Genomic DNA, 23,739 nt, shown 5'->3' with positions numbered 1-23,739 from the left:
CCCTTACGCAAAAAATGCAGCGGCAATCTGCAGACACAGCAGTGCAAAAATGCCTGCCAGTATATCGTCAATCATTATGCCAAAGCCGCCCGCCACGCGTCTGTCCAACCAGCGAATCGGCCAGGGCTTCAGCACATCAAAAATCCTGAAGAGCACAAATCCCAGTACCAGCCAGACCCAGCCAGGTGGCGCCAGAAACATCGTCAGCCACAGGCCGACAAACTCATCCCAGACGATACCGCCATGGTCATGGACGCCAATGTCGTCCGCTGTTTTACCACATAACCAGATGCCTGCCACAAAGGTCAGCAGCAGCATCAACAAATACCACATCCAGCCCATCGACGGCAGCGCCAGATAGATAAGCACTGCAGCCAGGGTGCCAAACGTTCCGGGCGCCACTGGCGCGGCCCCGCTGCCCAGCCCAAAGGCCAGAAAGTGTACGGGGTTGCGCCAGACGGATGCAGGTGTTGCTGCCATAAGAGACTTCCTGTGCCTCAGCTCGAGTGTGACTGAAAATGATGATACCCGGTCGCCTTCAGATCCATGATACTGCCATCGCTGGCGATCACCATCATCTCCGGGTCATTACTAAGCTGGCCGATTCGGGTAAACGGCACCTGCAGAGCAGCTACAGCCGCCTCTGCCTCCCTGATTCGGGCGGGCGGGATGCAGACACACAATTCGTAGTCATCACCTCCACCCATGGCCAGCTCGATTTGATGCGAACGGCTGACGCGCTGCTTCAATACCTCGGAAACTGGCAGATGTCCGGACTCTATTAGAGCGCCAGATACACTGCTGGCTTTCAGAATGTGACGCAGATCCGAAGCCAGACCGTCTGAAAGATCCAGAGCGGCTGAGGCAATGCCCCGCAGCGCTTTACCTACCGCAATACGACTGGCTGGCTGATAGAACGCTTCCAGCAGGTGCTGTTCCTCTGAACTATTCATTCCCTGTGCCGCGAAGCGCGAATCACCCTGCATCCACCACAGTGCAGCCGCCGCATCACCAAGAGTTCCGGTAACATAGACAGCATCGCCGGCGCTCGCCCCGGAGCGTAACAGAGCCTGCCCTCTGGGCACTATACCGTGCACCTGAATCGTGATCGACAGAGGCCCACGTGTGGTATCACCTCCTATCAACGGACAGTCTGCGTCCCGCGCTGCCTGCGCCAGGCCTTCGCTGAACGCCTGCAACCAGCTTACGCTGACCTGCGGCAGGCTCAATGCGAGCGTGAAACCAAGTGGCGAGGCCCCCATGGCTGCCAGGTCACTCACATTGACGGCCAGGCAACGCGCGGCCAGAAGTGAGGGTTCGGCGTCTGGCAGAAAATGAACAGACTCGTTCAGTGTATCAACCGACACAAGCAGATCATGATCGTCAGGCAATGACAGGATGGCGGCATCATCGCCCGGCCCCTTGACCAGATGCGGATGATCCGCCGCAAAAGACTCCGACATGAAAAACTGCCGGATAATGTCGAATTCAGTCAGCGCCACGGCGCTCCAACGCTCTCAGTTCTTTTGATGCGCGGTCGAGAACCCCATTGATGTACTTGTGGCCGTCGGTCGCACCGAATACCTTGGCGAGCTCAACCGACTCGTTGATCACCACCTTATAGGGCACATCAATGCGGTGTGCCAGTTCGTACAGCCCCAGACGCAACAATGAAATCTCCACCGGGTCCAGTGACTTTAACTCACGGTCCAGCAGCGGCTGCATCATGGCATCAAGCTCGTCGACATGCGATATGACAGCAGGGAACACTTCCTTGAAGAACTCGCGATCAATCTTGCCCTGATAGTACACCAGGAACTCTGCAACGATCTCATTGACTGGTGCTCGGGCTATCTGCCATTGATACAGCGCCTGCAGCAACATGCGGCGCGCCTTCTGGCGATCGGTCAATTTTTTCTCTTTCGCCTTTTTGCCAGCCCCGCCGTTTTCGGCCGGTACGGCATCATCTGGCAAAGAGCCACTGGTTCCCGGAATATCGATCACGTATCAGGCTCCCAACTTGCCGAGCACGCTGACCATTTCGATGGCACCCATGGCAGCCTCGGCGCCTTTGTTTCCAGCTTTGGTACCAGCACGTTCAATAGCCTGCTCGATTGTATCAACAGTCAGAACACCAAATGCTACCGGAACACCAGAATCCAGACTGACCTGGCTCAGGCCCTTGACGCACTCACCTGCCACATAGTCAAAATGCGGCGTGCCTCCGCGGATCACTGCACCCAGCGCGATCACTGCATCGCAGGGACGGTTGGCAACTACGTGCTTGGCCAGTACTGGCAGCTCGTAGGCGCCTGGCGCCATGACGATACTGATGTTTTCCTTATCAACACCGTGACGCACCAGTGTATCGACTGCGCCATCGATCAGCTTCTCAACGATAAAGCTGTTAAATCGCGATGCAATAATGATGTAACGGCCAGAACCGCTTACAAAGTCACCCTCAATACGACGAATCTCACTCATGTTTTTTCCTCTGTAAAGTCAGTCAGGCTGGTTCATCAAACTGGACAAACTCAACCACTTCCAAATCGAATCCGGTGACGGCATTAAACTTCGCCGGGTAACTCAGCAGTCGCATCTTGCCCACTCCCAGTTCACGAAGAATCTGTGAACCGGTACCAATCGTCACATCACTGCCACCATGGCGATGGCGACGGGGGATCACTTTCTTTTCGCCCAGCACACCGGCAATACTTTCATTGATATCTTCATCGTAGTCGTCACCGGACAGCAGTACCGCGACGCCCTTGCCTTCTTCAGCGATTCTTGCCAGCGCACGGCTGAATGACCAACTGGTGGCACCCGGCACGATCACATCACATACATCACGCAGTGTGCTGGCAATATGCACTCGCACCAGTGTCGGGTCATCCTTGACTATATCACCCATGGTGAAAGCCAGATGCGTTCCACCAGAAATGGTGTCATCAAAAGTATGCAGCGTGAACTCACCGTGCTCGGTCACAACCTGGTGACTCTGTCGGCGGCTGACAGTGTGCTCGTTGGCGATACGATAGTGAATCAGATCAACGATGGTGCCGATCTTGAGTCCATGCTGTTCTGCAAATATCTCAAGGTCCGGACGCCGTGCCATGGTGCCGTCTTCGTTCATTATTTCCACGATGGCGGCTGCCGGTGTAAAGCCGGCCAGGCGCGCCAGATCACAACCCGCCTCGGTATGGCCGGCGCGACGCAGGACACCACCTGGCTGCGCCATGATGGGGAATACGTGGCCAGGCTGAACGATATCTTCTGGCCTGGCGTCGCGCGCCACTGCAACCTGAATGGTGCGGGCTCGATCGGCCGCGGAAATACCCGTGGTGACACCAGTGGCTGCCTCAATCGACGCTGTAAAATTGGTGTTGTATGGCGTGTTGTTTTTCGACACCATCAAAGACAGATCCAACTGCTCACAGCGCTCACGCGTGAGAGTCAGACACACCAGTCCACGTGCATTTTTGGCCATGAAGTTGATATCTTCAGCCCGCACTCTTTCAGCTGCAATAATCAGATCGCCTTCATTTTCGCGATCCTCGTCATCCATCAGAATGACCATTTTGCCCTGTCGGATATCGTCGATCAGTTCTTGAACAGTATTGAGTTTCATAATCTCCGCTGCTTACACTCGCTGGATTTACAGTCGATTCAATTCAATTTTCTGCAGTTTCTGTCAGCGGTCAAAACCGTGACTGCTCAGAAACTCTGCCGTGATGCCGCCGGCCTGCTTGTCGTGCCGTCCCTGAGCTGCCCGCTCACCGAGCATTAATCGCTCCAGATACCGGGCGATCTGGTCGACCTCGATATTGACGCGCTGACCCGGCCGGTATGTATGAATGATCGTGGCCTGCTGCGTGTGGGGGATGATATTAACACCGAAGCAGGCCCCATCCACAGTATTGACGGTCAAACTGGCCCCGTCGATGCAGATTGATCCCTTCTGGGCGATGTATTTTGCCAGCTCGTCCGGCACCCGGAACACCAGGCGCCAGCTACCCCCATCCTCATGCTGCTCTAGCAGTTCACCCAGGCCGTCAACATGACCACTGACCAGATGACCACCGAGGCGGCTCTTCGGCATCAGGGCTTTTTCCAGGTTCACTTTGGAACCCACTTTCAAATTCTGAAAGCTGGTCAGGCTGAGTGTTTCATTAGACACGTCAGCGCAAAAACTGCTGCCATCAAACTCCGTCACAGTCAGGCAGCAGCCATTGACAGCAATACTGTCACCCAGTTGCACATCCGACATATCCAGCGAAGAACAGCTCACCTTCAGGCGCCACTCTTTGCCGCGCAATTTCAATTCTGCAATGTGGCCGACTGCTTCTATGATTCCGGTAAACATGGTTTGTCCTGTATCAGCGCTGAGCGTCACTGCTGCCCGTGGTCAGGCGTGCGGTTATACGACAGTCATCGGCAATCTGTTTAACATCGGTGATTTTCAGGGCTATGTGATCCTGCATGCGGCTGATGCCTGGCAAGTGGAACAGCGGCAGGGCATCACTGCCCAGGAATCGCGCGCCCACATAGATGACAACCTCGTCTACCAGTCCTGCCTGCACCATGGCGCCACTCAGAGTGGGACCGGCCTCCAGCATGACCTCATTGCAGGCGTATTCCTGCGCAAGCGTCTGCATTGCATCGAGCAGATTGACACGACCGCCTGGCAACTGCGACAGCTGGCGTATCTGCGCACTGCTGTTGTTGAAGCGCGCCAGCTGCTGGGCATGCGGTTTACCCGTCAGAAACAGCATATTACCCGGCAGCGAAATGATGCGCGAATCCGGCGGGGTCCGTAACGACGAATCGATCACCACACGCAGCGGCTGCCTGTCTGCCTGCACCTCGCCCGCTTCCCCTTCCGGGATCTGCTCAAGCCGCAGGTTCAGGCTGGGGTCGTCACTGAGCACAGTGTTGACGCCCGTCACAATGGCGCAGCTGGCCGCCCGCATCAACTGTACATCGGCGCGGGCACCGGCACCGGTAATCCATTTGCTCTCGCCCGAAGCCATGGCGGTGCGTCCATCCAGGCTCATGGCCATTTTACAGCGCACCCAAGGCAAGCCGCTGCGCATGCGTTTCATGAATCCTAGGTTGAGTGCACTGCATGCCTCTTCCAATAGCGGCCCGTGGACCGTGACACCGGCATCGCGCAGCTTCTGCAGACCCAGACCCGACACTTGCGGATTGGGATCCTGTACACCGTAGTAGACCTCACTGACGCCGGCGTCTATCAGCGCATCAGAACAAGGCGGTGTACGGCCCATATGAGCACAGGGTTCCAGCGTCACATACACGGTGGCGCCGTGCGCCAGCTCGCCGGCTGCGTTCAGTGCATGGGCTTCAGCATGCGGCGTACCCACACGTTCGTGACAGCCCTCACCCACTATTTTTCCGTCGCGCACAATCACGCAGCCAACCCGCGGGTTGGGAGTCGCCGTCAGAACGGACTGCGCCAGTTCAATGGCGCGCTGCATGTAATATTCGGGCGTCACAGTGTTAGCTCCACCTATTCGTCCGGGCCGCAGGGCTTAAAAAACTGGTTGGTATTATTCGTTGGACAGCCGGTCGATTTCGGCACGGAATTCGTTGAGATCCTTGAAACTGCGATACACCGATGCAAATCGCACAAAGGCAACTTCATCCAGCTGTCGCAGCTCTTTCATGACTTCTTCGCCTACCATACGCGAGGGAACTTCCCGTTCGCCGGTAGCGCGGATGTGATGCTTGATGCGATTCACGGCCGACTCAACACTTTCTATACTGACCGGTCTTTTTTCCAGCGCCCGCATCAGGCCGGAATACAGTTTCGCTTCATCAAAAGGCTCACGATTGCCATTCTGTTTGATGATGCGAGGCATGACCAGCTCGGCTGTCTCATAGGTTGTGAAACGCTCGGCACAGGTGATGCATTCGCGACGACGCCGCACCTGATCGCCCTCGGCGACCAGGCGTGAGTCGATTACCTTGGTATCCAGCGCACCACAAAATGGACAGTGCATGCTTGTCAGTCTCTAGTGTGCGCTTAAGCGCTTTTGTACACCGGGAAGCGCGCACACAGCGCCTTGACCTTCTCGCGTACCGTGTCTATCACCGACTCGTTCTCGATGTCGTCCAGAATGTCGCACATCCATTCAGTCAGTTCTGCGACTTCTTTTTCCTTCATGCCACGACGAGTGACTGCCGGCGAACCTATGCGCAGACCACTGGTCACGAATGGCGGACGTGGATCGTTGGGAACCGCATTCTTGTTGACGGTAATGTAAGCGCGACCAAGAGCGGCATCCGCGTCTTTTCCAGTGATGTCCTGTTTGACCAGGCTGAGCAGGAACAGGTGATCATCAGTACCACCAGAAACCACCTCGAAGCCTCGCTTGATGAATCCTTCAGCCATGGTCTGTGCATTGGCGACCACCTGCTTCTGGTACTCCTTGAATTCCTTGCTCATCGCTTCCTTGAAGCACACCGCCTTACCGGCGATCACATGCATCAAAGGGCCACCCTGGCTTTCCGGGAAAACGGCAAAATTCAGCTTCTTTTCCAGCTCCGGGTTCGCCTTGGCGAGAATGATGCCACCGCGCGGCCCACCCAGTGTTTTGTGGGTAGTGGTGGTGGTCACGTCAGCAATCTTGACCGGACTTGGGTATACGCCTGCAGCTACCAGACCGGCGATATGAGCCATGTCTACCAGCAGGTATGCGCCCACCTTGTCGGCGATTGCGCGGAACTTGAGCCAGTCAATGACTCGGGAGTAGGCAGAAAAACCGGCTACGATCATTTTGGGACGGTGTTCAACGGCCAGCGCTTCTACCTGTTCGTAGTCGATTTCGCCGGTTTCTTCGTTGATACCGTACTGCACGGCATTGTAGATGCGACCGGAGAAGCTGACGCTGGCACCATGAGTCAGGTGACCACCATGCGCCAGGCTCATGCCCAGTACGGTATCGCCCGGCTTCAGCAGCGCCATGTACACAGCGGCATTGGCCTGTGAACCGGAATGCGGCTGCACGTTGGCATAATCGGCACCGAACAGTTCCTTGGCGCGATCAATAGCCAGCGTTTCCACATCATCAACAAACTCACAGCCACCGTAATAGCGCTTGCCTGGATACCCTTCGGCATACTTGTTGGTCAGTACGCTGCCCTGAGCCTCCATGACGCGAGGGCTGGTATAGTTCTCAGAGGCAATCAGCTCGATATGCTCTTCCTGGCGCTGACGCTCACCCTCAATCGCTGCGTGCAGCTCAGGATCGAAATCTTTGATGGTCATGCTGGTGTCAAACATGCGTTTCCCCGTGACTGGAATATGACTGGAGGCGCATTTTACATGATCTGGAGCGTATCAGCATCCGGAAATTCCGCTCCGGTATACTGCGCGAAGCGGCGAAGACTCGTATAGTCGGTTCTGAGCTGAGCCTCCGCCGCCATACTCACCAGCGAGACATCCAGTCATTGGGCCGCTGCCTGGCCCGCAGATCGGGCATGGACTGTCCCGAAATGATTTCAGGCCCCAGCCCTGACCGATCAACGTCAAGGTGTTTGAAGTGCGCGCGCAGCAGGATATTGACGTCCTCAGCGCGCTCCTCCGACAGGAACAGCCGGGCGCCCGGCATTTCCACAACTGCGTAGGTGCCCGGTATTGTCGACTGCAGCCAGTACGCCCATTCCACATCAAAGAAGACGTCATCTGTGCCCCACATAATAAGCGTGGGCCTGTCATAAGCTTCCAGTTGAGGTTTAATAGCGACTGTCTCTGAATTGTCCTGCGATGCAATGTAGCGATTGACCGCCTCACGGGACGTGGCCGTTCGCAGCAACGGCTCAGTGTAAGTCGTCAAAAGCGCCGCCGTAACGTATTGCGGATCTTCATAGACCAGCGCAGCTAGTCCGTTGCGGGCGCTGTCGACATCATGCATGTAAGCCTGCAGTACATCGTCCATCTGCCCCTGGGTAGCCAGGTCATGCACGGTGCTAAGGGCCTGCGGTGGCCAGTTGTCATGCACGTCAGCGTTGCTGATCACCAGCGAGCGCACCCGATTCGGTGCTTTTGCGACAATCAGCTGCGCGATGCCGCCGCCACTGTCGTTTCCAATCAGGTCGAACTCACGCACACCCATGGCATCCAGCGTTGCCAGCACCATGTCGGCCTGCGTGGAGAAGCGCAGATCCTGATCGGCTGCGATCTCGGTATAACCCAGTCCCATCAAGTCAATCGCAATACCGCGGCGAATATCTGACAAATCCTCCAGCTGGTTCCGCCAGTGCCAGGCATTCAACGGGAAACCGTGCAAATAAACGGCTACCGGCCCCCTGCCTCGCTCAACAACAGCGATACGCCCAAATTCAGTCTCAACATACTGGCGTGATGACTCCCACCAGTCAAAACGCCTGGCGTCGTTCCCTGCCATGCCTGTACACGAAGACAGCGACAGCGCCAGAAGCAGGCAGATGCCTGACAAACGCGTGATCAATTTCATAACTCCCCCCCCTGAATGATGTTGTCGTGGCGCCCAAGAATCGCGCCAAAGCCAAATAACATAATTACGTTATGCTACATATTTAGATTACGCAACATAATTATTTTATGTCAACTGCTTTTATGACAGACTGTGGGTGTGCGTATAATGCGCAGGTAATTACCGGGAGAATCCAAGTAACCATGCCGACAGAACCTCAGTCGACTGCCCCATTTGCCGCTGCTGAGCTCTCCTCCAGCAGTCGTCGCGAAGCCAATGCACGGGCGACCAGAGACGCCATGATCCGTGCAGGCCGGGCTGCCTTCAGCCAGTATGGTTTTGCCGAAGCCCCTCTGGATGTCATCGTGCAGGAAGCGCAAGTGACTACCGGCGCTCTGTACCATCATTTCGGCAACAAAAAGGGCCTGTTTCAGGCGGTTGCAGAAAGCATCGAGCAGGAAATTCTGGATCGCATAAGCGCAGCTTTGAGCGACGATATGAGTGGCTGGGAGCAACTGGAGACGGCCATGCACATGACGTTCGCACTGTGCGCGGATGCAGGTGTGCATCGCATCCTGTTCAGTGATGCCCCCAATGTGATCGGCATGCGCGAATGGCGCAGCATCGAACTTCGCTACGGTTTCGGCCTGGTGCGCGGCATACTCGGCAAACTGAAAGACGAAGGGCAATTGTGCTGCAATTCCACGGATCTGACCGCACAGATGCTGCTGGGCGCCGTCATGGAGGCAGTTCACGCAGTGGTGATGTCCGAGGACAGCGAGCGCACTGCCGCCGAAGCCAAGGAAACACTGCTCGGATTTATGCAGACTCTCCGCACTACACCAGCGACCTGAGTCTGCACCCGATCACAACACTTCATCTGCGCCTTATCCCCAATACCGCGCCGCTCCGTGCTAGAATTCGCGCATTGATCAGGCGCCCTCAACTCAGGCGCGCTCCGTAAAATTCTTCAACTTGTTAAAGCCCCGGAGATAAACCCCGTTATGGCACAGTTCGTTTACACCATGCACCGCGTAGGCAAGGTTGTACCGCCCAAAAAAGAGATTCTCAAAGACATTTCCCTGTCGTTTTTTCCAGGCGCAAAAATTGGCGTCCTGGGCCTTAATGGCTCCGGTAAATCCACGCTGCTGCGCATCATGGCGGGCGTAGACAAGGAGTATAACGGCGAGGCGCGAGCGCAATCGGGCATCAATGTCGGTTACCTGCCTCAGGAGCCGCAACTGAATCCTGAAAAAGATGTGCGCGGCAATGTCGAAGAAGGCATGGGCGAGGTCATCAAGCTGCTGGAAGAGTTCAACGCCATCAGCGACCGTTTTGCAGAGCCAATGAGCGATGAAGAGATGAACGAACTGCTCGAGCGCCAGGGCGAGCTGCAGAATGCCATTGATGCCTCGAATGGCTGGGACATTGAGCGCACGCTGGATCGCGCCGCCGACGCATTGCGTCTGCCACCCTGGGATGCCGATGTCACCAAACTGTCTGGTGGTGAGAAACGCCGTGTCGCTCTCTGCCGTCTGTTGCTGTCCAACCCGGACATGCTGCTGCTGGACGAACCGACCAACCACCTGGACGCCGAGAGTGTGGCCTGGCTGGAACGCTTCCTCGTTGAATTCCCCGGTACCGTGGTTGCGATCACGCACGACCGCTACTTCCTGGATAATGCGGCCGGCTGGATTCTGGAACTGGACCGCGGGCACGGCATTCCCTACGAGGGCAATTACACCAACTGGCTGGAGGCCAAGGAAAAACGCCTGGAAATCGAGGCCAAACAGGAAGCCGCCCGCGAGAAAACCATTCGCTCAGAACTGGAATGGGTGCGCAACAACCCGAAAGGACGTCAGGCCAAGAGCAAGGCCCGCCTGGCACGCTTTGAAGAGCTGAACTCGCAGGAGTTCCAGAAGCGTAATGAAACCACTGAACTCTACATTCCGCCAGGCCCGCGCCTGGGCGACAAGGTCATTGAGGTCAACAATCTGACCAAGGGCTTTGGTGACCGACTGCTGATAGACAATCTGTCATTTGCTGTGCCAAAAGGCGGCATCGTTGGCATTATCGGCGGCAACGGCGCAGGTAAAACCACCTTCCTGCGCATGCTCACCGGCGTCGAGCAGCCAGACAGCGGCAGCATTGAGCTGGGCGACACAGTGGACATGGCTTATGTTGATCAGAGCCGTGACTCGCTGGACGACAGCAAAACTGTCTGGGAAGAGTTGTCCGAGGGCCAGGACATTCTGCAGATCGGCCGCTACGAAGTGCCGTCACGCGCCTATGTGGGACGCTTCAACTTCAAGGGCAGTGATCAGCAGAAATACATCAAGGAACTGTCTGGCGGTGAGCGCAACCGTGTCCACCTGGCCAAACTGCTCAAACGCGGCGCCAACGTGCTGCTGCTCGACGAACCGACCAACGACCTGGATGTGGAAACACTGCGTGCACTGGAGGAAGGCCTGCTAAACTTCCCGGGCACTGTGATAGTCGTGTCGCACGACCGCTGGTTCCTGGACCGTATCTGCACCCACATACTGGCGTTTGAAGGTGACAGTCAGGTGGTTTTCCACGACGGTAACTACACCGACTATGAAGCCGACCGCAAGAAGCGACTGGGTACCGAAGCGCAACCAACCCGTATCAAGTACCGTAAACTGGCATAACTGCCCCGGGGGCATAAATACCCGGGAGGCATAAATACCCGCAGGGCATAAATACCCGGGGGGCATAAATACCCAAAGGGCATAAATACCCAAAGGGCATAAATACCCAAAGGGCAAAGATCAGCTCAACTTTATGGCAGGGATGCCGATAATCAGTCAACACCTCCCTGACAATGCATCGCCAGCGGTGCAGGGTCAGGGCCTGACAGCAGTTGACAGGACAGCCCAGCAAAATGACAGAAGAGCAGCAACGCGCGTTTACCCGCGTCTTTTTTGACGCTGAAACCATTGTGAGTCAGCCAGGACGGGACTTTATCGTTCAGCTGGTGGATCTGTCACTGCGCGGCGCGCTTGTGCAACTGCTTCCCGATCAAACCCTGAATGACGATGAGCCTGTTGATGTAGTGATTCATCTGGGTGGTGACGTGCAGATCTGCATGGTCACTCATGTCGCCAATCACCGGGGTGACCACGTGGGGCTGGCCTGCGATTACATCGATGTCGACAGCATGACCCACCTGCGCCGCCTGGTGGAGCTGAATACTGGTGATACCAGCCTGCTCGAGCGAGAACTGCACCTGCTGAGCTGAGACGTCTACACGTCCAGTTTGTCGCGGAGTGCCGCCAGTCGACGCTCCCTCTCGGCAAAACTCAAAGGCTTATCCGGGCTGCTGCCAAGCGCTGGGGGAACTGGATCATCCAGTTTTTCGCCTCGCAACACCCGATCACACAGCTGTTGATAGTAACGGGAGAAAACCGGAAAAACCTTTTCTTCTGGTTCAGAAGCCAGCAAAAACCAGTCTGTAGCTTTGCCAGCGCGATACACGGCCGGGTGACTCCACTGGTAAGCTGACTTGGGCGCTGGCGCGCGACATGCTTCGATATAGGCATCACGTGTTGATGGCAGGCCGAACAGTTCATAACCACGCTCGCAGGCACGACGGACAGCGGAAATCGTTGGCAGAAAATCCTGAGTTTTGACCAGTTGTCGGGCGGCCGCGACCAATTGCCTGGGATGCAAATCTGCCAGACACTCCAACCAGTATTTTTTGGTCAGTACCAGGCGATCGGAATCACCGTAAGCCTTGTGATACTGGTTGTGATATGCCAGTTCAAACTCTGCAAATATCTGATTGATCGCATCGATCAGATCAGGAGAATTGGGCTCGCGCTGCTGACGCCGCTCATTCTGCCCAGCTTCGGTCTGTGAAGCGCCGGAATGCGGCTTCGAGTCCGTGTCGATCTCGCTCAACAGTTTGTTGATCTCTTGCATGGGATTGAATCACTCCTGTCCCGATCGCTTCAGGTCGCCGCGCCCAGGCGAATTTGATGAATTGCAGGAATTTAGTGTTCCAGGAAGCCTGAACCTGGCCCGCATCACGCCAGTAGAGAACAAACTCCGGTATCTTGTCGCGCGCAAACTGCTCATCAATCTCGGCCAGGCGCAGCACATCAAACACTTCCTCGCTGGGCTGCCAGCCTTCCGGAATCGGCCGCGGCACACCATCGTGCTCCACCGAGGCCTGGTACCGCGCCCATTGCCGGCGGATATGGCCAATAAATCGCGTATTCCAGGCACCGTCCTGCTCGCCGCGTTCACGCCAGTATAGAACAAATTCGGGAATGGCGTCCTCAATGAAGGCCTCACTGATACCGGCATTGACCAGTATGGCTATTGCTTCTTCACCCGGGCGCCAGCGTGAGGACATCGGTGTTTCCAGAGAACCCGCGCTGCGTCGGCTCTGATCTTCGCGCCACTTTTGCAGCACATGCTTGTAGAACACATTACCCCAGGAAAAGCGCGATTGACCTCGGTCTCGCCAGTACATCACAAACCCGGGCACCAGCGATCGAGCGAAATCTTCAGGTACGCCATGTTGACCACACAGCACCAGCCATTCGTGATCCGGCTGCCAGTCTGCAGCAATATAGCTGGCCCTGCCGGGCTGATCAGGCGTCGACCGGGGCGCAGGAGTAGTGACGGGTGCAGGCGCTGAACTGCCTCGCACCGACTGGCTGGCAGACTCTTTCTGGTTGATCGCGAAAAACCAGCTGTCCCCGCGCGAGGTGCCGGCATCTATCAACAGCAGGCCCAGTTCCTGCAGGCTTTGCTGTATCCGCTTGATATCAATCCAGGCCCAGAACGGCATCAGGTCGAGCAGGTCCTGTTGCCCAAGCTCCACCCAGCTCAAGCCATCGCGCCGCTGCGCACCATGAAAACTCAGCTGTTCGCTCAGCACGTGCAGCAGCACGGCCTCTTCCAGACCAATAGTGGCGGCCAGCGTCGGTGACACGATCAGTGGACGTTCGGGAATCAGCGAAGACTGCATAACTGGACCGGAGTTTGCTTTATCTATTTAATGTTATTGAATGCGTAAGTGATCAAGTGACGTTTTTATCAGCCCCCGGAACCTCGATAGCAGACCGGCAGGCTGACCGCCTGAGAGAACGGCAAGCTTAACACAGCGCTGGCTGGCTAAGACATAGAGCCGACGGCTTCATTGCACCGCATCCTAAACTGGGCCTGCCAGCAGCGGGGGACGGCTCGCAGCGCATCAGAGGAAGGCACCTGATTTGGCGCACCAATATGGTGCAACCCACCTTCAGGCGATCCACGCAAGGGCGTCAGGGAGACAATCATGGCCACAGAACCGGAAAAGACCAGCAGCCAGCAATCGGCCGAAGATCTGCTGACGTTGATCATGATTGAGGAAAATCTTCCCGACACCTGGCTCCAGGATGCCGTGACGTGGTTCGTACCACTGGCTCAGCACATCGCCAATCTGCACCATAAAACAGCAACTTCAGTCTGCATTGGCATAAATGGTGCACAAGGCACAGGTAAGACCACGCTGGCACGGACACTCAAGATGCTACTGGAACAATGTCATGGCTTAACCACTGCTGCACTGTCGCTGGATGATTTCTATCTGTCACGGCGCGCACGGCAGGACCTTGCCATGTCTGTGCATCCCCTGCTGGTAACACGGGGCGTGCCAGGCACTCATGACACAAAGCTCGCATTGGATACCATTACCCGGCTCAAGCACGGCCAGCCTGTCCAGTTGCCGGCATTCGATAAAGCAGTCGACGACGTAGTGGCCGCTGAGAACTGGCAGCGGCTGACAGAACCAGTCGCCGTGGTGCTCTTTGAGGGCTGGTGTATTGGCCTTGGCCCGCAGTCAGATGAGCAGCTTGCCGAACCGGTCAATTCACTGGAGGTCGCAGAAGACCAGGGTGGCCTGTGGCGCCATTACGTCAACGCGGCACTGGCAGCTGACTACCAGATCCTGTTTCGGCAGCTGGACATGCTGGTGATGGTGAAAGCCCCTGATTTCGACTGTGTGTTTGCCTGGCGCCTGCATCAGGAACAAGAGCTGGCCAGACGCCTGGCTGATTCAACATCGGCAAGCGTGGCGCCAAAGCTGAGACTGATGAATGCCGAACAGATCAGCCGCTTTATCGCGCACTATCAACGGCTGACGGCTCACTCGCTGTCTACATTACCTTCAAAAGCGGATGTTGTGTTTAGTCTGGACACGAATCATCGCATCACAGCGGGGTTGTATCGTGAACATTGAGCAGCGCCCCGGGCTACTGATATTCACCGATCTGGATGGCACACTGATCGACCATTACAGTTATAGTGCGGACGCCGCGCTCAGCACGCTGGCAGAGCTGCAGGCGCAACAGATTCCGGTAATTTTCAACACCAGCAAAACCATCGAAGAGTGTCAGTCACTGGCCAGCGAGCTGCACCTGGACTGCCCCTTCATTGTCGAGAACGGCTCCGCCATCTGCTTCCCTGACCAGGCCTTTGCGGAACAGGCCAGACAGGTAATGGGCTCCGCCACCTGGCAAAGCATTGAAGCGCTGGACGGCGACCAGTCATTGTCTGTTTGTGTGTTGGGCGCCGATCTGGCCTCGATCCACGAACAACTGATGCCGCTGCAATCCTCATTCGACTTTCTGGTACTGAGCATGACGGATGTGGACACCGTCTGCGAGCTGACCGGACTGAATACAGAGCAGGCGCGAAAGGCACAACAAAGACGCTACAGCGAACCGCTAATCTGGCGCGACAGTGAGCCGGCGCTTGCCGGGTTCAAAATGCAGGTAGCCGCGCTGGGCCTGACGCTGCTTCAGGGCGGACGCTTTATTCATGTGCTGGGACCCAGCGATAAGGGGCGCGCACTGCAGGCGCTTTCGGCCTGCTACCGGGATATCTGCCAGAAACCATTCGAAACCGTGGCACTGGGCGATAGCGGCAATGATCTGGCCATGCTGCAGGCCGCCGATCACCCCGTGCTGATTCGCTCTCCAGCACACGCATTGCCAACTCATAACAACATCAAAAACTTACGCATCAGTCAGTCGACCGGACCCGCCGGGTGGGCGGAGTGCATCAGCGAACTGATTCAGCCAGGTAATATACAGCGAGGATAAAAGCATGGGAGATTTTCATCAAAACGGCGTTGTGACCACGCTCCACAATCTCAGTCGCCGGCCGTTGCCAGAGCTGGAATACGAGCTGCAGGTATTTTCAAAAATGCGTCCGATGACGCTGATTCTGCCATCACTGTTCTCCGAGCTGGAGGGCCCAGCGCTGCCCAATATCATCGACGAGCTGCAGAAAGTTCCTTACCTCAGCCAGATTGTGATAGGCCTCGACCGCGCCGACAAGGAGCAATACCTGCATGCCGGTGAATTCTTTGGGCGGCTGCCCCAGCATCACCGAATACTCTGGAATGACGGCCCAAGGCTGCGCGCCATTGATGCGCGCCTGCAGGAGATGGGCCTGGCGCCAACAGAAGCGGGCAAAGGCCGCAATGTCTGGTACTGCCTGGGTTACACACTGGCGTCTCGCAAAAGCCAGGCCATCGCCCTGCATGACTGTGACATCCTTACCTACTCCAGAGAATTACTCGCCCGACTGATTTATCCGGTAGCCAATCCGGGTTTTAACTATCAATTCTGCAAGGGCTACTACGCCCGCGTCGCCGACGGCAAGATCAATGGCCGGGTATGCCGCCTGATGGTGACCCCACTGCTGCGCGCCTTAAAAAAGGTACTTGGCTCTCTGGACTATCTGGACTACCTGGACAGCTTCCGCTACCCACTCGCGGGTGAGTTCTCATTCCGGACGGACGTGGTGCATGACCTGCGCATCCCCAGCGACTGGGGACTGGAGATTGGTATACTGTCCGAGATGTATCGCAACTATTCCACCAACCGCATCTGCCAGGTCGATATTGCCGATATCTACGATCACAAACATCAGGATCTGTCTGCCGACAATGCCGCCGCCGGTCTGTCAAAAATGTCTGTTGATATTGCCAAAGCCATTTTCAGAAAACTGGCGACCAATGGTGTGGTGCTGTCCAGCGAGACCTTTCGCACACTCAAGGCAACCTACTTTCGCATCGCGCTGGATTTTGTTGAAACCTACCGCAACGACGCCCTGATCAACGGCCTGACACTCGACATTCACAAGGAAGAACAGGCAGTGGAACTGTTCGCCCAGAATATCAAACAGGCTGGTGACTACTTTCTCGATAATCCCATGGAAACCCCCTTCATCCCCAGTTGGAATCGGGTATGCAGCGCCGTCCCTGATATTCTTGAGCAAATCCGGGCAGCAGTGGATGCAGATACAGAGGAGTTCATCAATAAATGACAGATCTGTTTCAGCGTGTCGTCAATCACCTGACGCATATTTACGCCGAACTATCGTCAGAGGCGATCGAAGCTGTGGCACGCCAGCTGCTGGAAGAGATGCGGCTGCCCCCCGAAGCAAGCCAGTCTGCGCGACAACCAGGTCACTGGAGCGAGCGTGACTCGTATTTGATCTGTTACGCCGACAATGTGCTGCCGGACGCGGATACGCCGGCACCCCATACGCCATTGCAGGCACTCCGCAGCTTCCTGGATACGCACCTGCGCGGAGCGATTACCGGCGTACACATTCTGCCGTTTTTTCCATGGAGCTCCGATGACGGTTTCGCCGTCAAGGAATACACAGAGGTAGATGCTGCAGTAGGCTCCTGGCAGGACATAGAAGATATCGCTGCGCATTTCCGATTGATGGCCGACCTGGTCATTAATCATTGTTCTTCCGAACACCCCTGGTTCAGGAATTTTGTTGCTGGCACTGATCCTGGTGCGGACTACTTTTTCTGCGCCAGCCCGGAGCTGGATCTGAGCGAGGTCATTCGCCCGCGAACCAGCGACCTGCTGCGTCCGACCGAAACAGCAGACGGCCTCAAACATGTCTGGTGCACCTTCGGTCATGATCAGGTCGATTTTGATTTCAGCAACCCTAAAGTCCTTGTGGAGTTTGTCCGCATTGTTCGACTGTATCTGGATCGCAAGGTCAGTGTTTTCAGGCTCGATGCTGTTGCGTTCATCTGGAAGGAAATTGGCACCGTCTGTCTGAACCTGGAACAGACACATGAGATTGTCCGCTTGCTACGTGCGCTTATCGAAAACGCCAATCCCGACGCCATCATCATTACCGAAACCAATATTCCAAAACGGGAGAATCTGAGCTACTTCGGCAATGCCAACGAAGCGCACAGCATTTACAATTTTTCCCTGCCACCTCTGCTGCTGTTCACATTGCTGAACGGCAACTGCCGCCACCTTAAAAACTGGCTGATGAGCATGCCGCCGGCACAGATGGGAACCTTTTACTTTAACTTCATTGCCTCGCATGACGGTATCGGATTGCGTCCGGCAGAAGGCCTGCTGAGTGATGAGGAAATACACGATCTTATTACCGCCACAGAGAGAGCTGGTGGACTGGTGTCCTGGCGAGCCACTTCCAGCCTGACGCGCCGCCCCTATGAACTGAATATCAGCCTGTGGGATGCCCTCTCCTTCACCATTGCCAACAGTCACCTGGGACCCGATCAATGGCACCTGCAGCGATTTATCTGTGCACATGCCATTCTGCTGGCTCTGGAAGGTATTCCTGCCCTGTACTTTCACAGTCTGGTAGGCAGTGGCAATGATCTGGAGCGGGTGGCGAGAACACAGCACAACCGCCATATCAATCGCCGCCGCTGGCCCCAACACGCCCTGAATACGGCCCTTGCCGACCCGGACAGCCACCATAGCCAGGTGCTCCAGCAGCTCAAACACCTGTTACAGATCCGCCAGGGACAGCCGGCCTTCCACCCTAATGCCACACAGTTCACGCTGCACCTTGGTGACGCGGTGTTTGCGTTCTGGCGTCAAAGCCTGCAGCGCGAGCAGAGTATTTTTGCACTCAACAATGTGTCAGACACTGAGCAGACCATTTCTTTGTCAGACATTAACCTGATTGACACGGATGACTGGCGCGATCTGATCAGCGACACACCCATCACCCTCAATCAGTCGCAGCTTACTCTGGCGCCCTATCAAAGCGTCTGGCTCAGTAATCGATAGAATTGCGTATTTCGGTGATCGGACGTCAGCTTATTCGCGTATGATGTGCTTAATATTACTCGAGCACAGGAGCCAGCCCATGCTGGATATCGCACAACAAACCATTCAGAAGCTGGCTACACCTGCCGGACGCATCATACTGGGCGTGTATTTCCTGCTGCCTGGCCTGATGAAGTTCACCCAGTATGATATGCATGTCGAGTACATGGCTTCTCACGGCATGGTGTTTATACCGTTCTTCCTGATTCTGTCCGGCATCATTCAGGTCAGCGGCGCCATTGCATTCTTTGTGGGCTACCAGGTCAGACTCTATGCCTTTCTGCTGGCTGGCATGACAGTTATCATCAGCCTGGTCATGCATGATTTCTGGACAATGGAAGAAGGTCTGCAGCGCAGTCACGAAACCCAGAACTTTTTTAAGAATATGGGCATCACCGCCGGACTGCTGGTACTTATCAACGCTGGTGCGGGCGCCTACAGTTTTGATAACAGATCCGCAGCCCGCTGACCGGGAACAAGCCGTCAGACGGCGGGATTTTCCATTAACCCTCTTGGAAAACGACAACGATTCTGACATATTATGCGCCCCGGTCAGGCGCAAAAACCTGTACCAAATTGCATGACCCATCGGAGTGTAGCTCAGCCTGGTAGAGCACCGTCTTCGGGAGGCGGGGGTCGGAGGTTCAAATCCTCTCACTCCGACCAATTTTCTTCAGCTACAGGGAGAATGATTTAATCACCTGTCATGCTGCAGCCCATTCGCTTTTATCATCCTGCGGTTACTCAGATCCTGAATCTGGTTGAGCAACTGCAGCAATGGCAATCAGCCAGCACCTCAGCTATCAGTACTGCCCAGCAGCAACAGCTTATGGCCGTACTTGTGCACGCACATCGCTATTCGCCAGCCTGGCGCCAGCGCCTGGAACAGGCGGCATTCAGCCCCTCAGGAAACGCGATGGATACCCTCAGTCGGCTACCGGCGCTAAGCCGGGATGACCTGCAGGTAGACGCGGCGCAGTTTCGCGCGCACTGGCCAGACATGCCGACCCGGCAGATCAAAATTGCCCAAAGCTCCGGCTCAACGGGAACGCCGGTGCGCGTTGAAAAAGATATCAGCCGTTATCAGCCACTTTACTCAGCCATCTCCTGGCTGGAGACCCAGTGGCATCAACGCGACCCGAATCGTCGTTTTGCAGTTCTCGGCACAGGCATGAAACCGGCCAGACAAAAGTCCTGGGGCAATATGCACGCAGCACTGGGATATCATGGAGAAAGCGAAGTACGCGCCGCAGAGCAGGATTCCCTGGACGGCCATCTGGACTGGCTGCAGACTTTTCAGCCCGACTACGTTAAGTGCAGCCCCAATCTGGCCGGAGAGCTTGCCGGCAGAGCGCTGCAACGCGGCATCACACTCCCGCTTAAACAGGTTTTATCCCACTGGGAGCGCATCAGCCCACGTGATCGTGCGCTTTGTCAGCAGGCCTTTGCCGCCCCGATAATCGACCGTTATTCCTGCGAGGAGCTTGGCTGGCTGGCCCTGGAATGTCCAACTCACGGCAAGCTGCATGCGGTCAGCCCGACTGTGCTGCTGGAAATTGTCGACGACGAGCTTAACCCCTGCCCACCGGGTACGCCCGGTCGCGTGCTGGCCACCTCTCTGCAAAATGCCGTCATGCCGCTGATTCGCTACGATCTGGGAGATCTCGCGCAATGGGGAGAACCCTGCGGATGCGGGCTGGCATGGCCGGTTATCGACAAGCTGTGGGGACGCGAGCGACACATGATTGAGCTGAGTAACGGCACGCGCATCCCCATGCCGTTCCTGGGTGACGAGATTGGACGCATAAAGGCCGTCCGCCAGTTCCAGATCCGGCAATACCAGGGACTCGACCTGGAACTACTGGTAAGCTCCGACCGGTCGCTGACGCAGGAAGAGCTCCATAGACTGCAGCAGATTTTCACACGTAATGGCCTGGCAGACATTCCCCTGCACATCCGTGACCAACAACAGATCGACTGGGGCAAGGGGCGCAAACGGCAGGAATTCATAAGAATCGACCAGGGCTGGCAGGCCGGCTGATTTTGGCCCCGCTTTATCGGACAGTTGTTTCACTGGGAGGGGCTTCAAGCTACAATCGCTGATATGCGAATCATCCTTCTAGTCATATCAATACTACTTGCTAGCGCCAGCCTCGGCGCTCAGGCTCAATCCTACGATGTTAATGTCGGACTTCAGGCCTTTCAGGATGAAGACTACGACACAGCCATTGAGAACTTCACAGAAGGCGCGATGATTGGGCACGCTCTGGCGCAGTTCAATCTGGGCCTGATGTATCACCAGGGAATCGGCACCCAGGTTGATCACGAACGCGCCATGCAGTTATACGCACTGGCCGCCCAGCAGGGCATTGTGCAGGCGCAGTTTAACCTCGGGCTGATGTACGATCGCGGCGAAGGCATACCCCAGGACTATCGCGAGGCCTACTACTGGTACCGCCAGGCTGCGGAACAGGGTAGCGCGGACGGCCAGTACGCAGTCGGCACCATGAACTTCTACGGCCAGGGCAGACCGCGCGACTACGAGGCAGCCATCCGCTGGTACCAGGAAGCGGCCCGTCAGGGCCATCGCGACGCACAATACAATCTGGGCGTCATGCACCTGTCTGGCATGGGAACCGAGGCAAGCCCGGTGGTGGCACTGACATGGTTTGAGATGGCAGCCGAAAACGGCAGTGCCGATGCACAGTACAATGCCGCCATGATGTATTCCGCCGGTCAGGGGGTGGAACGCGACGTTCTCAAAGCCCGCGACCTGTTTGCCATGGCTGCCGAACAGGGAATGCGCGATGCACAGACACAACTGGGCATGCTGTACTCCTCCGGCAATAATGAGCAATTGCCGCGCGACTATGAACAGGCACACACCTGGTTCAATGAAGCCGCCCACCGTGGCGACTCGCTGGCACAACTTTTCCTGGGACGCATTTATGCCGATGGCCTGGGATTGGAACAGAATCTGACCATCGGGCATATGTGGTATGAAATTTCCTACCGGTTTGGCAACGAGCAGGCCCCCCGCTACCTGACTCAGCTGCGCGAGCAAATGGACCCGGAGTCTATTGAGCAGGCTGAACTGATGGCCCTGCGCTGGATGATTGCCTACGCACGCCGCAACCCTGGTTCGGTCCGTCTAAGGCGCGAAGAGCCTATCGGGTCTGCAGAGCAGCCAACAGCCGAACCCTCACCCTGAAGGTCCCTGGTCTCCCTAATTCACCAACCAGCCGGTACAGGCATCGCGCCACTGGGCACTCGACTGTGAAAACCCACTCTCCAATGTAAAACAATGTACACCGGTGATCTGCCCACCCACCCCAGTGCGTACAAGGCCCATCAACAATACATAGAAGGTAAGTCGTATGTCTCTGGAAATAATCGATTTTGGCGCCAATGACCTGGAAAACAAACTCGCCACAATGAGCAGCAGCGAAATTGATGGTCTTGCGTTTGGTGCCATCCAGCTGGACAGTACCGGGAAAATCATTCAGTACAATCAGACCGAAGGCGCTATCACTGGACGCACGCCATCACAGGTAATCGGTAAAAATTTCTTTACCGATGTTGCGCCCTGCACCAACACACCAAAATTCAAGGGTGCATTCGACAAGGTCGTTAAAGACCACAGCAGCGTGATGCTGGAGTACACTTTCGACTATCAGATGACCCCCACCAAAGTAAAAGTTCATATGAAACCCGCTCTGGTTGGTGGCAGCTTCTGGATCTTCGTTAAACGTCTCTGACCGTGACGGTATGGTGGCGCACTTCCACAGGCTGCGGCGCCAACGCTGACAGCGATGGGCTGCAACGCTGGCTGCGGGATTTCCTGCGCGATGTGTTGCAGCGCCGCGGGCTGTCTGAGTTGCTGGCAGATCCAGAGTTTGATCCCGCCAGCCTGCTGGACGATCCGCGCTCGTTCGCCATGAACTCTCTGGATATGATCAGCATGGCGAGCCGTGCCGCTGGCAGCCTCGGACTTGACCGCACCGGCCTGTCCGACCTGCTGCTGGCCCGGCGATCCTTTCAGGGCTGGCTGGAAGTCATGCAACGCAGCCTGCAGGCCGATGACTCGCAGATTGGTTTCTACTCATCTGGTTCAACCGGATCGCCGGCAATGACTCTGCACACTGTCGACCACCTTCTGACAGAGTGCCAGGCATTTGAGCAGGTTCTTAATGGATTAGATGTGGCACCTGGACGATTGGTCTCGACGGTGCCCTCTCATCATATCTACGGCTTCATCTGGAGCCAGCTGCTGCCCGCCATCATGTCGCTACCTGTTTATCGGGTACATCCTGCGGCCTCCCTGCCGACCACATGGGTTAAAACCCTCAAAGACGGTGATGTGTTGATTTGCACACCCGACCTTTGGCAGTTGTTGCTGCAGTTGGACATGAAACTCCCCGACCGCTTTATCGGTATCAGCTCTGCCGGGGCGTTACCGACCGATATCGCCCGCGCGATTCGTCAGAGATTTCCACAGTCCTGTCTGCTTGAAATTTATGGCAGCACCGAATCGGCTGGTGTTGCTTATCGCGCGCAGGATGGAAGCGACTACCAACTTCTGCCATATTGGCAATTGCAGCAGGATCTTCAAACCTGGAAATTACAACATTGTCAGTCTGATCTTGAGGTCGAACTGCACGACAATCTGCTCAAAACCGGACCCGAGACAATCCAGCTGCTCGGAAGACGGGATGCTGCCATCAAGATCAATGGCCATAATGTGCAGCTATCGGCACTTGCTGAGATCATGGAGCAACATTCAGATGTTGCCGCCGCAGTGATCAAAACCAGCGGCTCCGACAGTCAACGTCAACTGCATATGTTTCTGGCACTCAAGCATAGGATGCAGCCATCCACCCTGTGGTGCCAACAGTTCAACGACTGGATGAATGCACGTCTTGGCAATGTGCCACCACCGGCATCGGTAGTTGTCGGGGCCAGTCTCCCGCGCTCTTCTCTGGGCAAGGTCATCAGTTGGCAGCCAGAAAGCTTCCCACGCATAGAGGGCACACGACTTTTCCGCTCCGCTTTTACTGTGACCTGATCACACTCAGGCTTTTTTTTGCCATGAAAATAGTGGAATATGGGTGAAAAAATAACTG

24 protein-coding genes and 1 tRNA gene are annotated in these 23,739 nt (G+C 56.0%); 13 read left to right on the top strand and 12 right to left on the bottom strand.

What is annotated here, in order from left to right; all coding sequences use genetic code 11:
• Positions 1–3 precede the first annotated feature (3 nt).
• From LVD14_RS06340 to LVD14_RS06295, 10 genes are all read right to left on the bottom strand, one after another.
• The gene (locus LVD14_RS06340) at positions 4–480 is read right to left on the bottom strand and encodes a phosphatidylglycerophosphatase A (RefSeq protein ID WP_237133189.1); all 477 of its coding nucleotides are present in this window, start codon (positions 478–480) and stop codon (positions 4–6) included.
• A 17-nt stretch (positions 481–497) separates the two neighbouring features.
• Complete coding sequence (thiL, locus tag LVD14_RS06335) at positions 498–1,502, bottom strand: thiamine-phosphate kinase (protein ID WP_237133188.1); 1,005 nt, start codon at positions 1,500–1,502, stop codon at positions 498–500.
• The gene (gene nusB / locus LVD14_RS06330) at positions 1,489–2,004 is read right to left on the bottom strand and encodes a transcription antitermination factor NusB (RefSeq protein WP_411268255.1); all 516 of its coding nucleotides are present in this window, start codon (positions 2,002–2,004) and stop codon (positions 1,489–1,491) included. The genes thiL and nusB overlap by 14 nt, the downstream gene beginning before the upstream one ends.
• 3 nt (positions 2,005–2,007) lie before the next feature.
• Positions 2,008–2,484 carry a 6,7-dimethyl-8-ribityllumazine synthase gene (gene ribE, locus LVD14_RS06325; protein WP_237133187.1) on the bottom strand — a complete coding sequence of 159 codons (477 nt, stop codon included), beginning with the start codon at positions 2,482–2,484 and terminating at the stop codon, positions 2,008–2,010.
• A gap of 22 nt (positions 2,485–2,506) precedes the next feature.
• Positions 2,507–3,628 carry a bifunctional 3,4-dihydroxy-2-butanone-4-phosphate synthase/GTP cyclohydrolase II gene (ribBA, locus tag LVD14_RS06320; protein WP_237133186.1) on the bottom strand — a complete coding sequence of 374 codons (1,122 nt, stop codon included), beginning with the start codon at positions 3,626–3,628 and terminating at the stop codon, positions 2,507–2,509.
• Between the two features lie 63 nt (positions 3,629–3,691).
• Positions 3,692–4,363: a riboflavin synthase gene (locus tag LVD14_RS06315; RefSeq protein WP_237133185.1), complete on the bottom strand. Its 672-nt coding sequence runs from the start codon at positions 4,361–4,363 to the stop codon at positions 3,692–3,694.
• A gap of 13 nt (positions 4,364–4,376) precedes the next feature.
• Positions 4,377–5,495: a bifunctional diaminohydroxyphosphoribosylaminopyrimidine deaminase/5-amino-6-(5-phosphoribosylamino)uracil reductase RibD gene (gene ribD, locus LVD14_RS06310; protein ID WP_237133426.1), complete on the bottom strand. Its 1,119-nt coding sequence runs from the start codon at positions 5,493–5,495 to the stop codon at positions 4,377–4,379.
• A gap of 72 nt (positions 5,496–5,567) precedes the next feature.
• Entirely contained in the window at positions 5,568–6,020 is a 453-nt protein-coding gene (nrdR, locus tag LVD14_RS06305; protein WP_237133184.1) for a transcriptional regulator NrdR, read from the bottom strand.
• Positions 6,021–6,043: 23 nt separating this feature from the next.
• Complete coding sequence (gene glyA / locus LVD14_RS06300; protein WP_237133183.1) at positions 6,044–7,303, bottom strand: serine hydroxymethyltransferase; 1,260 nt, start codon at positions 7,301–7,303, stop codon at positions 6,044–6,046.
• A gap of 145 nt (positions 7,304–7,448) precedes the next feature.
• Positions 7,449–8,495 (bottom strand): alpha/beta fold hydrolase, encoded by a 1,047-nt coding sequence (locus LVD14_RS06295; protein ID WP_237133182.1) that lies wholly within the window; start codon positions 8,493–8,495, stop codon positions 7,449–7,451.
• A gap of 182 nt (positions 8,496–8,677) precedes the next feature.
• Between LVD14_RS06295 and LVD14_RS06290 the strand changes: the two genes are divergently transcribed.
• The 3 genes from LVD14_RS06290 to LVD14_RS06280 all read left to right on the top strand — a co-directional run bounded on the left by LVD14_RS06290 (position 8,678) and on the right by LVD14_RS06280 (position 11,736).
• The gene (locus LVD14_RS06290; RefSeq protein ID WP_237133181.1) at positions 8,678–9,328 is read left to right on the top strand and encodes a TetR/AcrR family transcriptional regulator; all 651 of its coding nucleotides are present in this window, start codon (positions 8,678–8,680) and stop codon (positions 9,326–9,328) included.
• 150 nt (positions 9,329–9,478) lie between these two features.
• Positions 9,479–11,146: an energy-dependent translational throttle protein EttA gene (gene ettA, locus LVD14_RS06285; RefSeq protein ID WP_237133180.1), complete on the top strand. Its 1,668-nt coding sequence runs from the start codon at positions 9,479–9,481 to the stop codon at positions 11,144–11,146.
• A gap of 233 nt (positions 11,147–11,379) precedes the next feature.
• Positions 11,380–11,736: a PilZ domain-containing protein gene (locus tag LVD14_RS06280; RefSeq protein ID WP_237133179.1), complete on the top strand. Its 357-nt coding sequence runs from the start codon at positions 11,380–11,382 to the stop codon at positions 11,734–11,736.
• Positions 11,737–11,741: 5 nt separating this feature from the next.
• Here LVD14_RS06280 and LVD14_RS06275 read toward each other — a convergent pair whose 3' ends face one another.
• Both LVD14_RS06275 and LVD14_RS06270 read right to left on the bottom strand, forming a co-directional pair.
• Positions 11,742–12,419 carry a replication protein P gene (locus LVD14_RS06275; protein ID WP_237133178.1) on the bottom strand — a complete coding sequence of 226 codons (678 nt, stop codon included), beginning with the start codon at positions 12,417–12,419 and terminating at the stop codon, positions 11,742–11,744.
• A complete protein-coding gene (locus tag LVD14_RS06270) occupies positions 12,331–13,476 on the bottom strand; it encodes a DnaT-like ssDNA-binding domain-containing protein (RefSeq protein WP_237133177.1) in 1,146 nt (381 codons plus the stop codon). Before LVD14_RS06270 ends, LVD14_RS06275 begins: the two co-directional genes overlap by 89 nt.
• A 309-nt stretch (positions 13,477–13,785) precedes the next feature.
• Here LVD14_RS06270 and LVD14_RS06265 point away from each other — a divergent pair, with 309 nt between their 5' ends.
• The 10 genes from LVD14_RS06265 to LVD14_RS06220 all read left to right on the top strand — a co-directional run bounded on the left by LVD14_RS06265 (position 13,786) and on the right by LVD14_RS06220 (position 23,681).
• Positions 13,786–14,727 carry a phosphoribulokinase gene (locus LVD14_RS06265; protein ID WP_237133176.1) on the top strand — a complete coding sequence of 314 codons (942 nt, stop codon included), beginning with the start codon at positions 13,786–13,788 and terminating at the stop codon, positions 14,725–14,727.
• Positions 14,717–15,592, top strand: coding sequence for an HAD-IIB family hydrolase (locus LVD14_RS06260; protein WP_237133175.1), 876 nt, complete (start codon positions 14,717–14,719; stop codon positions 15,590–15,592). The genes LVD14_RS06265 and LVD14_RS06260 overlap by 11 nt, the downstream gene beginning before the upstream one ends.
• A 4-nt stretch (positions 15,593–15,596) precedes the next feature.
• On the top strand, positions 15,597–16,823 hold the full coding sequence (locus tag LVD14_RS06255; protein ID WP_237133174.1) for a glycosyl transferase: 1,227 nt from the start codon (positions 15,597–15,599) through the stop codon (positions 16,821–16,823).
• Positions 16,820–18,577, top strand: coding sequence for an alpha-amylase family glycosyl hydrolase (locus LVD14_RS06250; RefSeq protein WP_237133173.1), 1,758 nt, complete (start codon positions 16,820–16,822; stop codon positions 18,575–18,577). Before LVD14_RS06255 ends, LVD14_RS06250 begins: the two co-directional genes overlap by 4 nt.
• A gap of 79 nt (positions 18,578–18,656) precedes the next feature.
• Positions 18,657–19,085: a DoxX family protein gene (locus LVD14_RS06245; protein WP_237133172.1), complete on the top strand. Its 429-nt coding sequence runs from the start codon at positions 18,657–18,659 to the stop codon at positions 19,083–19,085.
• A 120-nt stretch (positions 19,086–19,205) separates the two neighbouring features.
• Positions 19,206–19,282, top strand: a tRNA-Pro gene (locus LVD14_RS06240).
• Between the two features lie 40 nt (positions 19,283–19,322).
• Complete coding sequence (locus LVD14_RS06235) at positions 19,323–20,657, top strand: phenylacetate--CoA ligase family protein (RefSeq protein WP_237133171.1); 1,335 nt, start codon at positions 19,323–19,325, stop codon at positions 20,655–20,657.
• Positions 20,658–20,720: 63 nt separating this feature from the next.
• Complete coding sequence (locus LVD14_RS06230) at positions 20,721–21,827, top strand: tetratricopeptide repeat protein (protein WP_237133170.1); 1,107 nt, start codon at positions 20,721–20,723, stop codon at positions 21,825–21,827.
• Between the two features lie 166 nt (positions 21,828–21,993).
• The gene (gene pyp, locus LVD14_RS06225) at positions 21,994–22,374 is read left to right on the top strand and encodes a photoactive yellow protein (protein ID WP_237133169.1); all 381 of its coding nucleotides are present in this window, start codon (positions 21,994–21,996) and stop codon (positions 22,372–22,374) included.
• Positions 22,375–22,376: 2 nt separating this feature from the next.
• On the top strand, positions 22,377–23,681 hold the full coding sequence (locus LVD14_RS06220) for an AMP-binding protein (protein ID WP_237133168.1): 1,305 nt from the start codon (positions 22,377–22,379) through the stop codon (positions 23,679–23,681).
• The last annotated feature ends 58 nt before the right edge of the window (positions 23,682–23,739 follow it).

This window comes from Pseudohongiella sp. O18, assembly GCF_021729085.1.
In the GTDB taxonomy this organism is placed as follows: Bacteria; Pseudomonadota; Gammaproteobacteria; order Pseudomonadales; family Pseudohongiellaceae; genus Pseudohongiella.
Note: the sequence above shows the minus strand (reverse complement) of the source record. Positions and strands in the feature narration are given on the sequence as shown.

What these genes read in the sequence shown, in the direction of transcription:
- ribD (WP_237133426.1), bottom strand. Translation starts at nt 5,495, where the DNA reads ATGCAGCGCGCCATTGAACTGGCGCAGTCCGTTCTGACGGCGACTCCC.
- LVD14_RS06315 (WP_237133185.1), bottom strand. Translation starts at nt 4,363, where the DNA reads ATGTTTACCGGAATCATAGAAGCAGTCGGCCACATTGCAGAATTGAAA.
- LVD14_RS06275 (WP_237133178.1), bottom strand. Translation starts at nt 12,419, where the DNA reads ATGCAAGAGATCAACAAACTGTTGAGCGAGATCGACACGGACTCGAAG.
- LVD14_RS06340 (WP_237133189.1), bottom strand. Translation starts at nt 480, where the DNA reads ATGGCAGCAACACCTGCATCCGTCTGGCGCAACCCCGTACACTTTCTG.
- LVD14_RS06270 (WP_237133177.1), bottom strand. Translation starts at nt 13,476, where the DNA reads ATGCAGTCTTCGCTGATTCCCGAACGTCCACTGATCGTGTCACCGACG.
- nrdR (WP_237133184.1), bottom strand. Translation starts at nt 6,020, where the DNA reads ATGCACTGTCCATTTTGTGGTGCGCTGGATACCAAGGTAATCGACTCA.
- LVD14_RS06290 (WP_237133181.1), top strand. Translation starts at nt 8,678, where the DNA reads ATGCCGACAGAACCTCAGTCGACTGCCCCATTTGCCGCTGCTGAGCTC.
- ettA (WP_237133180.1), top strand. Translation starts at nt 9,479, where the DNA reads ATGGCACAGTTCGTTTACACCATGCACCGCGTAGGCAAGGTTGTACCG.
- glyA (WP_237133183.1), bottom strand. Translation starts at nt 7,303, where the DNA reads ATGTTTGACACCAGCATGACCATCAAAGATTTCGATCCTGAGCTGCAC.
- ribBA (WP_237133186.1), bottom strand. Translation starts at nt 3,628, where the DNA reads ATGAAACTCAATACTGTTCAAGAACTGATCGACGATATCCGACAGGGC.
- LVD14_RS06235 (WP_237133171.1), top strand. Translation starts at nt 19,323, where the DNA reads ATGCTGCAGCCCATTCGCTTTTATCATCCTGCGGTTACTCAGATCCTG.
- LVD14_RS06265 (WP_237133176.1), top strand. Translation starts at nt 13,786, where the DNA reads ATGGCCACAGAACCGGAAAAGACCAGCAGCCAGCAATCGGCCGAAGAT.
- pyp (WP_237133169.1), top strand. Translation starts at nt 21,994, where the DNA reads ATGTCTCTGGAAATAATCGATTTTGGCGCCAATGACCTGGAAAACAAA.
- LVD14_RS06230 (WP_237133170.1), top strand. Translation starts at nt 20,721, where the DNA reads ATGCGAATCATCCTTCTAGTCATATCAATACTACTTGCTAGCGCCAGC.
- LVD14_RS06250 (WP_237133173.1), top strand. Translation starts at nt 16,820, where the DNA reads ATGACAGATCTGTTTCAGCGTGTCGTCAATCACCTGACGCATATTTAC.
- LVD14_RS06280 (WP_237133179.1), top strand. Translation starts at nt 11,380, where the DNA reads ATGACAGAAGAGCAGCAACGCGCGTTTACCCGCGTCTTTTTTGACGCT.
- LVD14_RS06295 (WP_237133182.1), bottom strand. Translation starts at nt 8,495, where the DNA reads ATGAAATTGATCACGCGTTTGTCAGGCATCTGCCTGCTTCTGGCGCTG.
- LVD14_RS06255 (WP_237133174.1), top strand. Translation starts at nt 15,597, where the DNA reads ATGGGAGATTTTCATCAAAACGGCGTTGTGACCACGCTCCACAATCTC.
- LVD14_RS06245 (WP_237133172.1), top strand. Translation starts at nt 18,657, where the DNA reads ATGCTGGATATCGCACAACAAACCATTCAGAAGCTGGCTACACCTGCC.
- ribE (WP_237133187.1), bottom strand. Translation starts at nt 2,484, where the DNA reads ATGAGTGAGATTCGTCGTATTGAGGGTGACTTTGTAAGCGGTTCTGGC.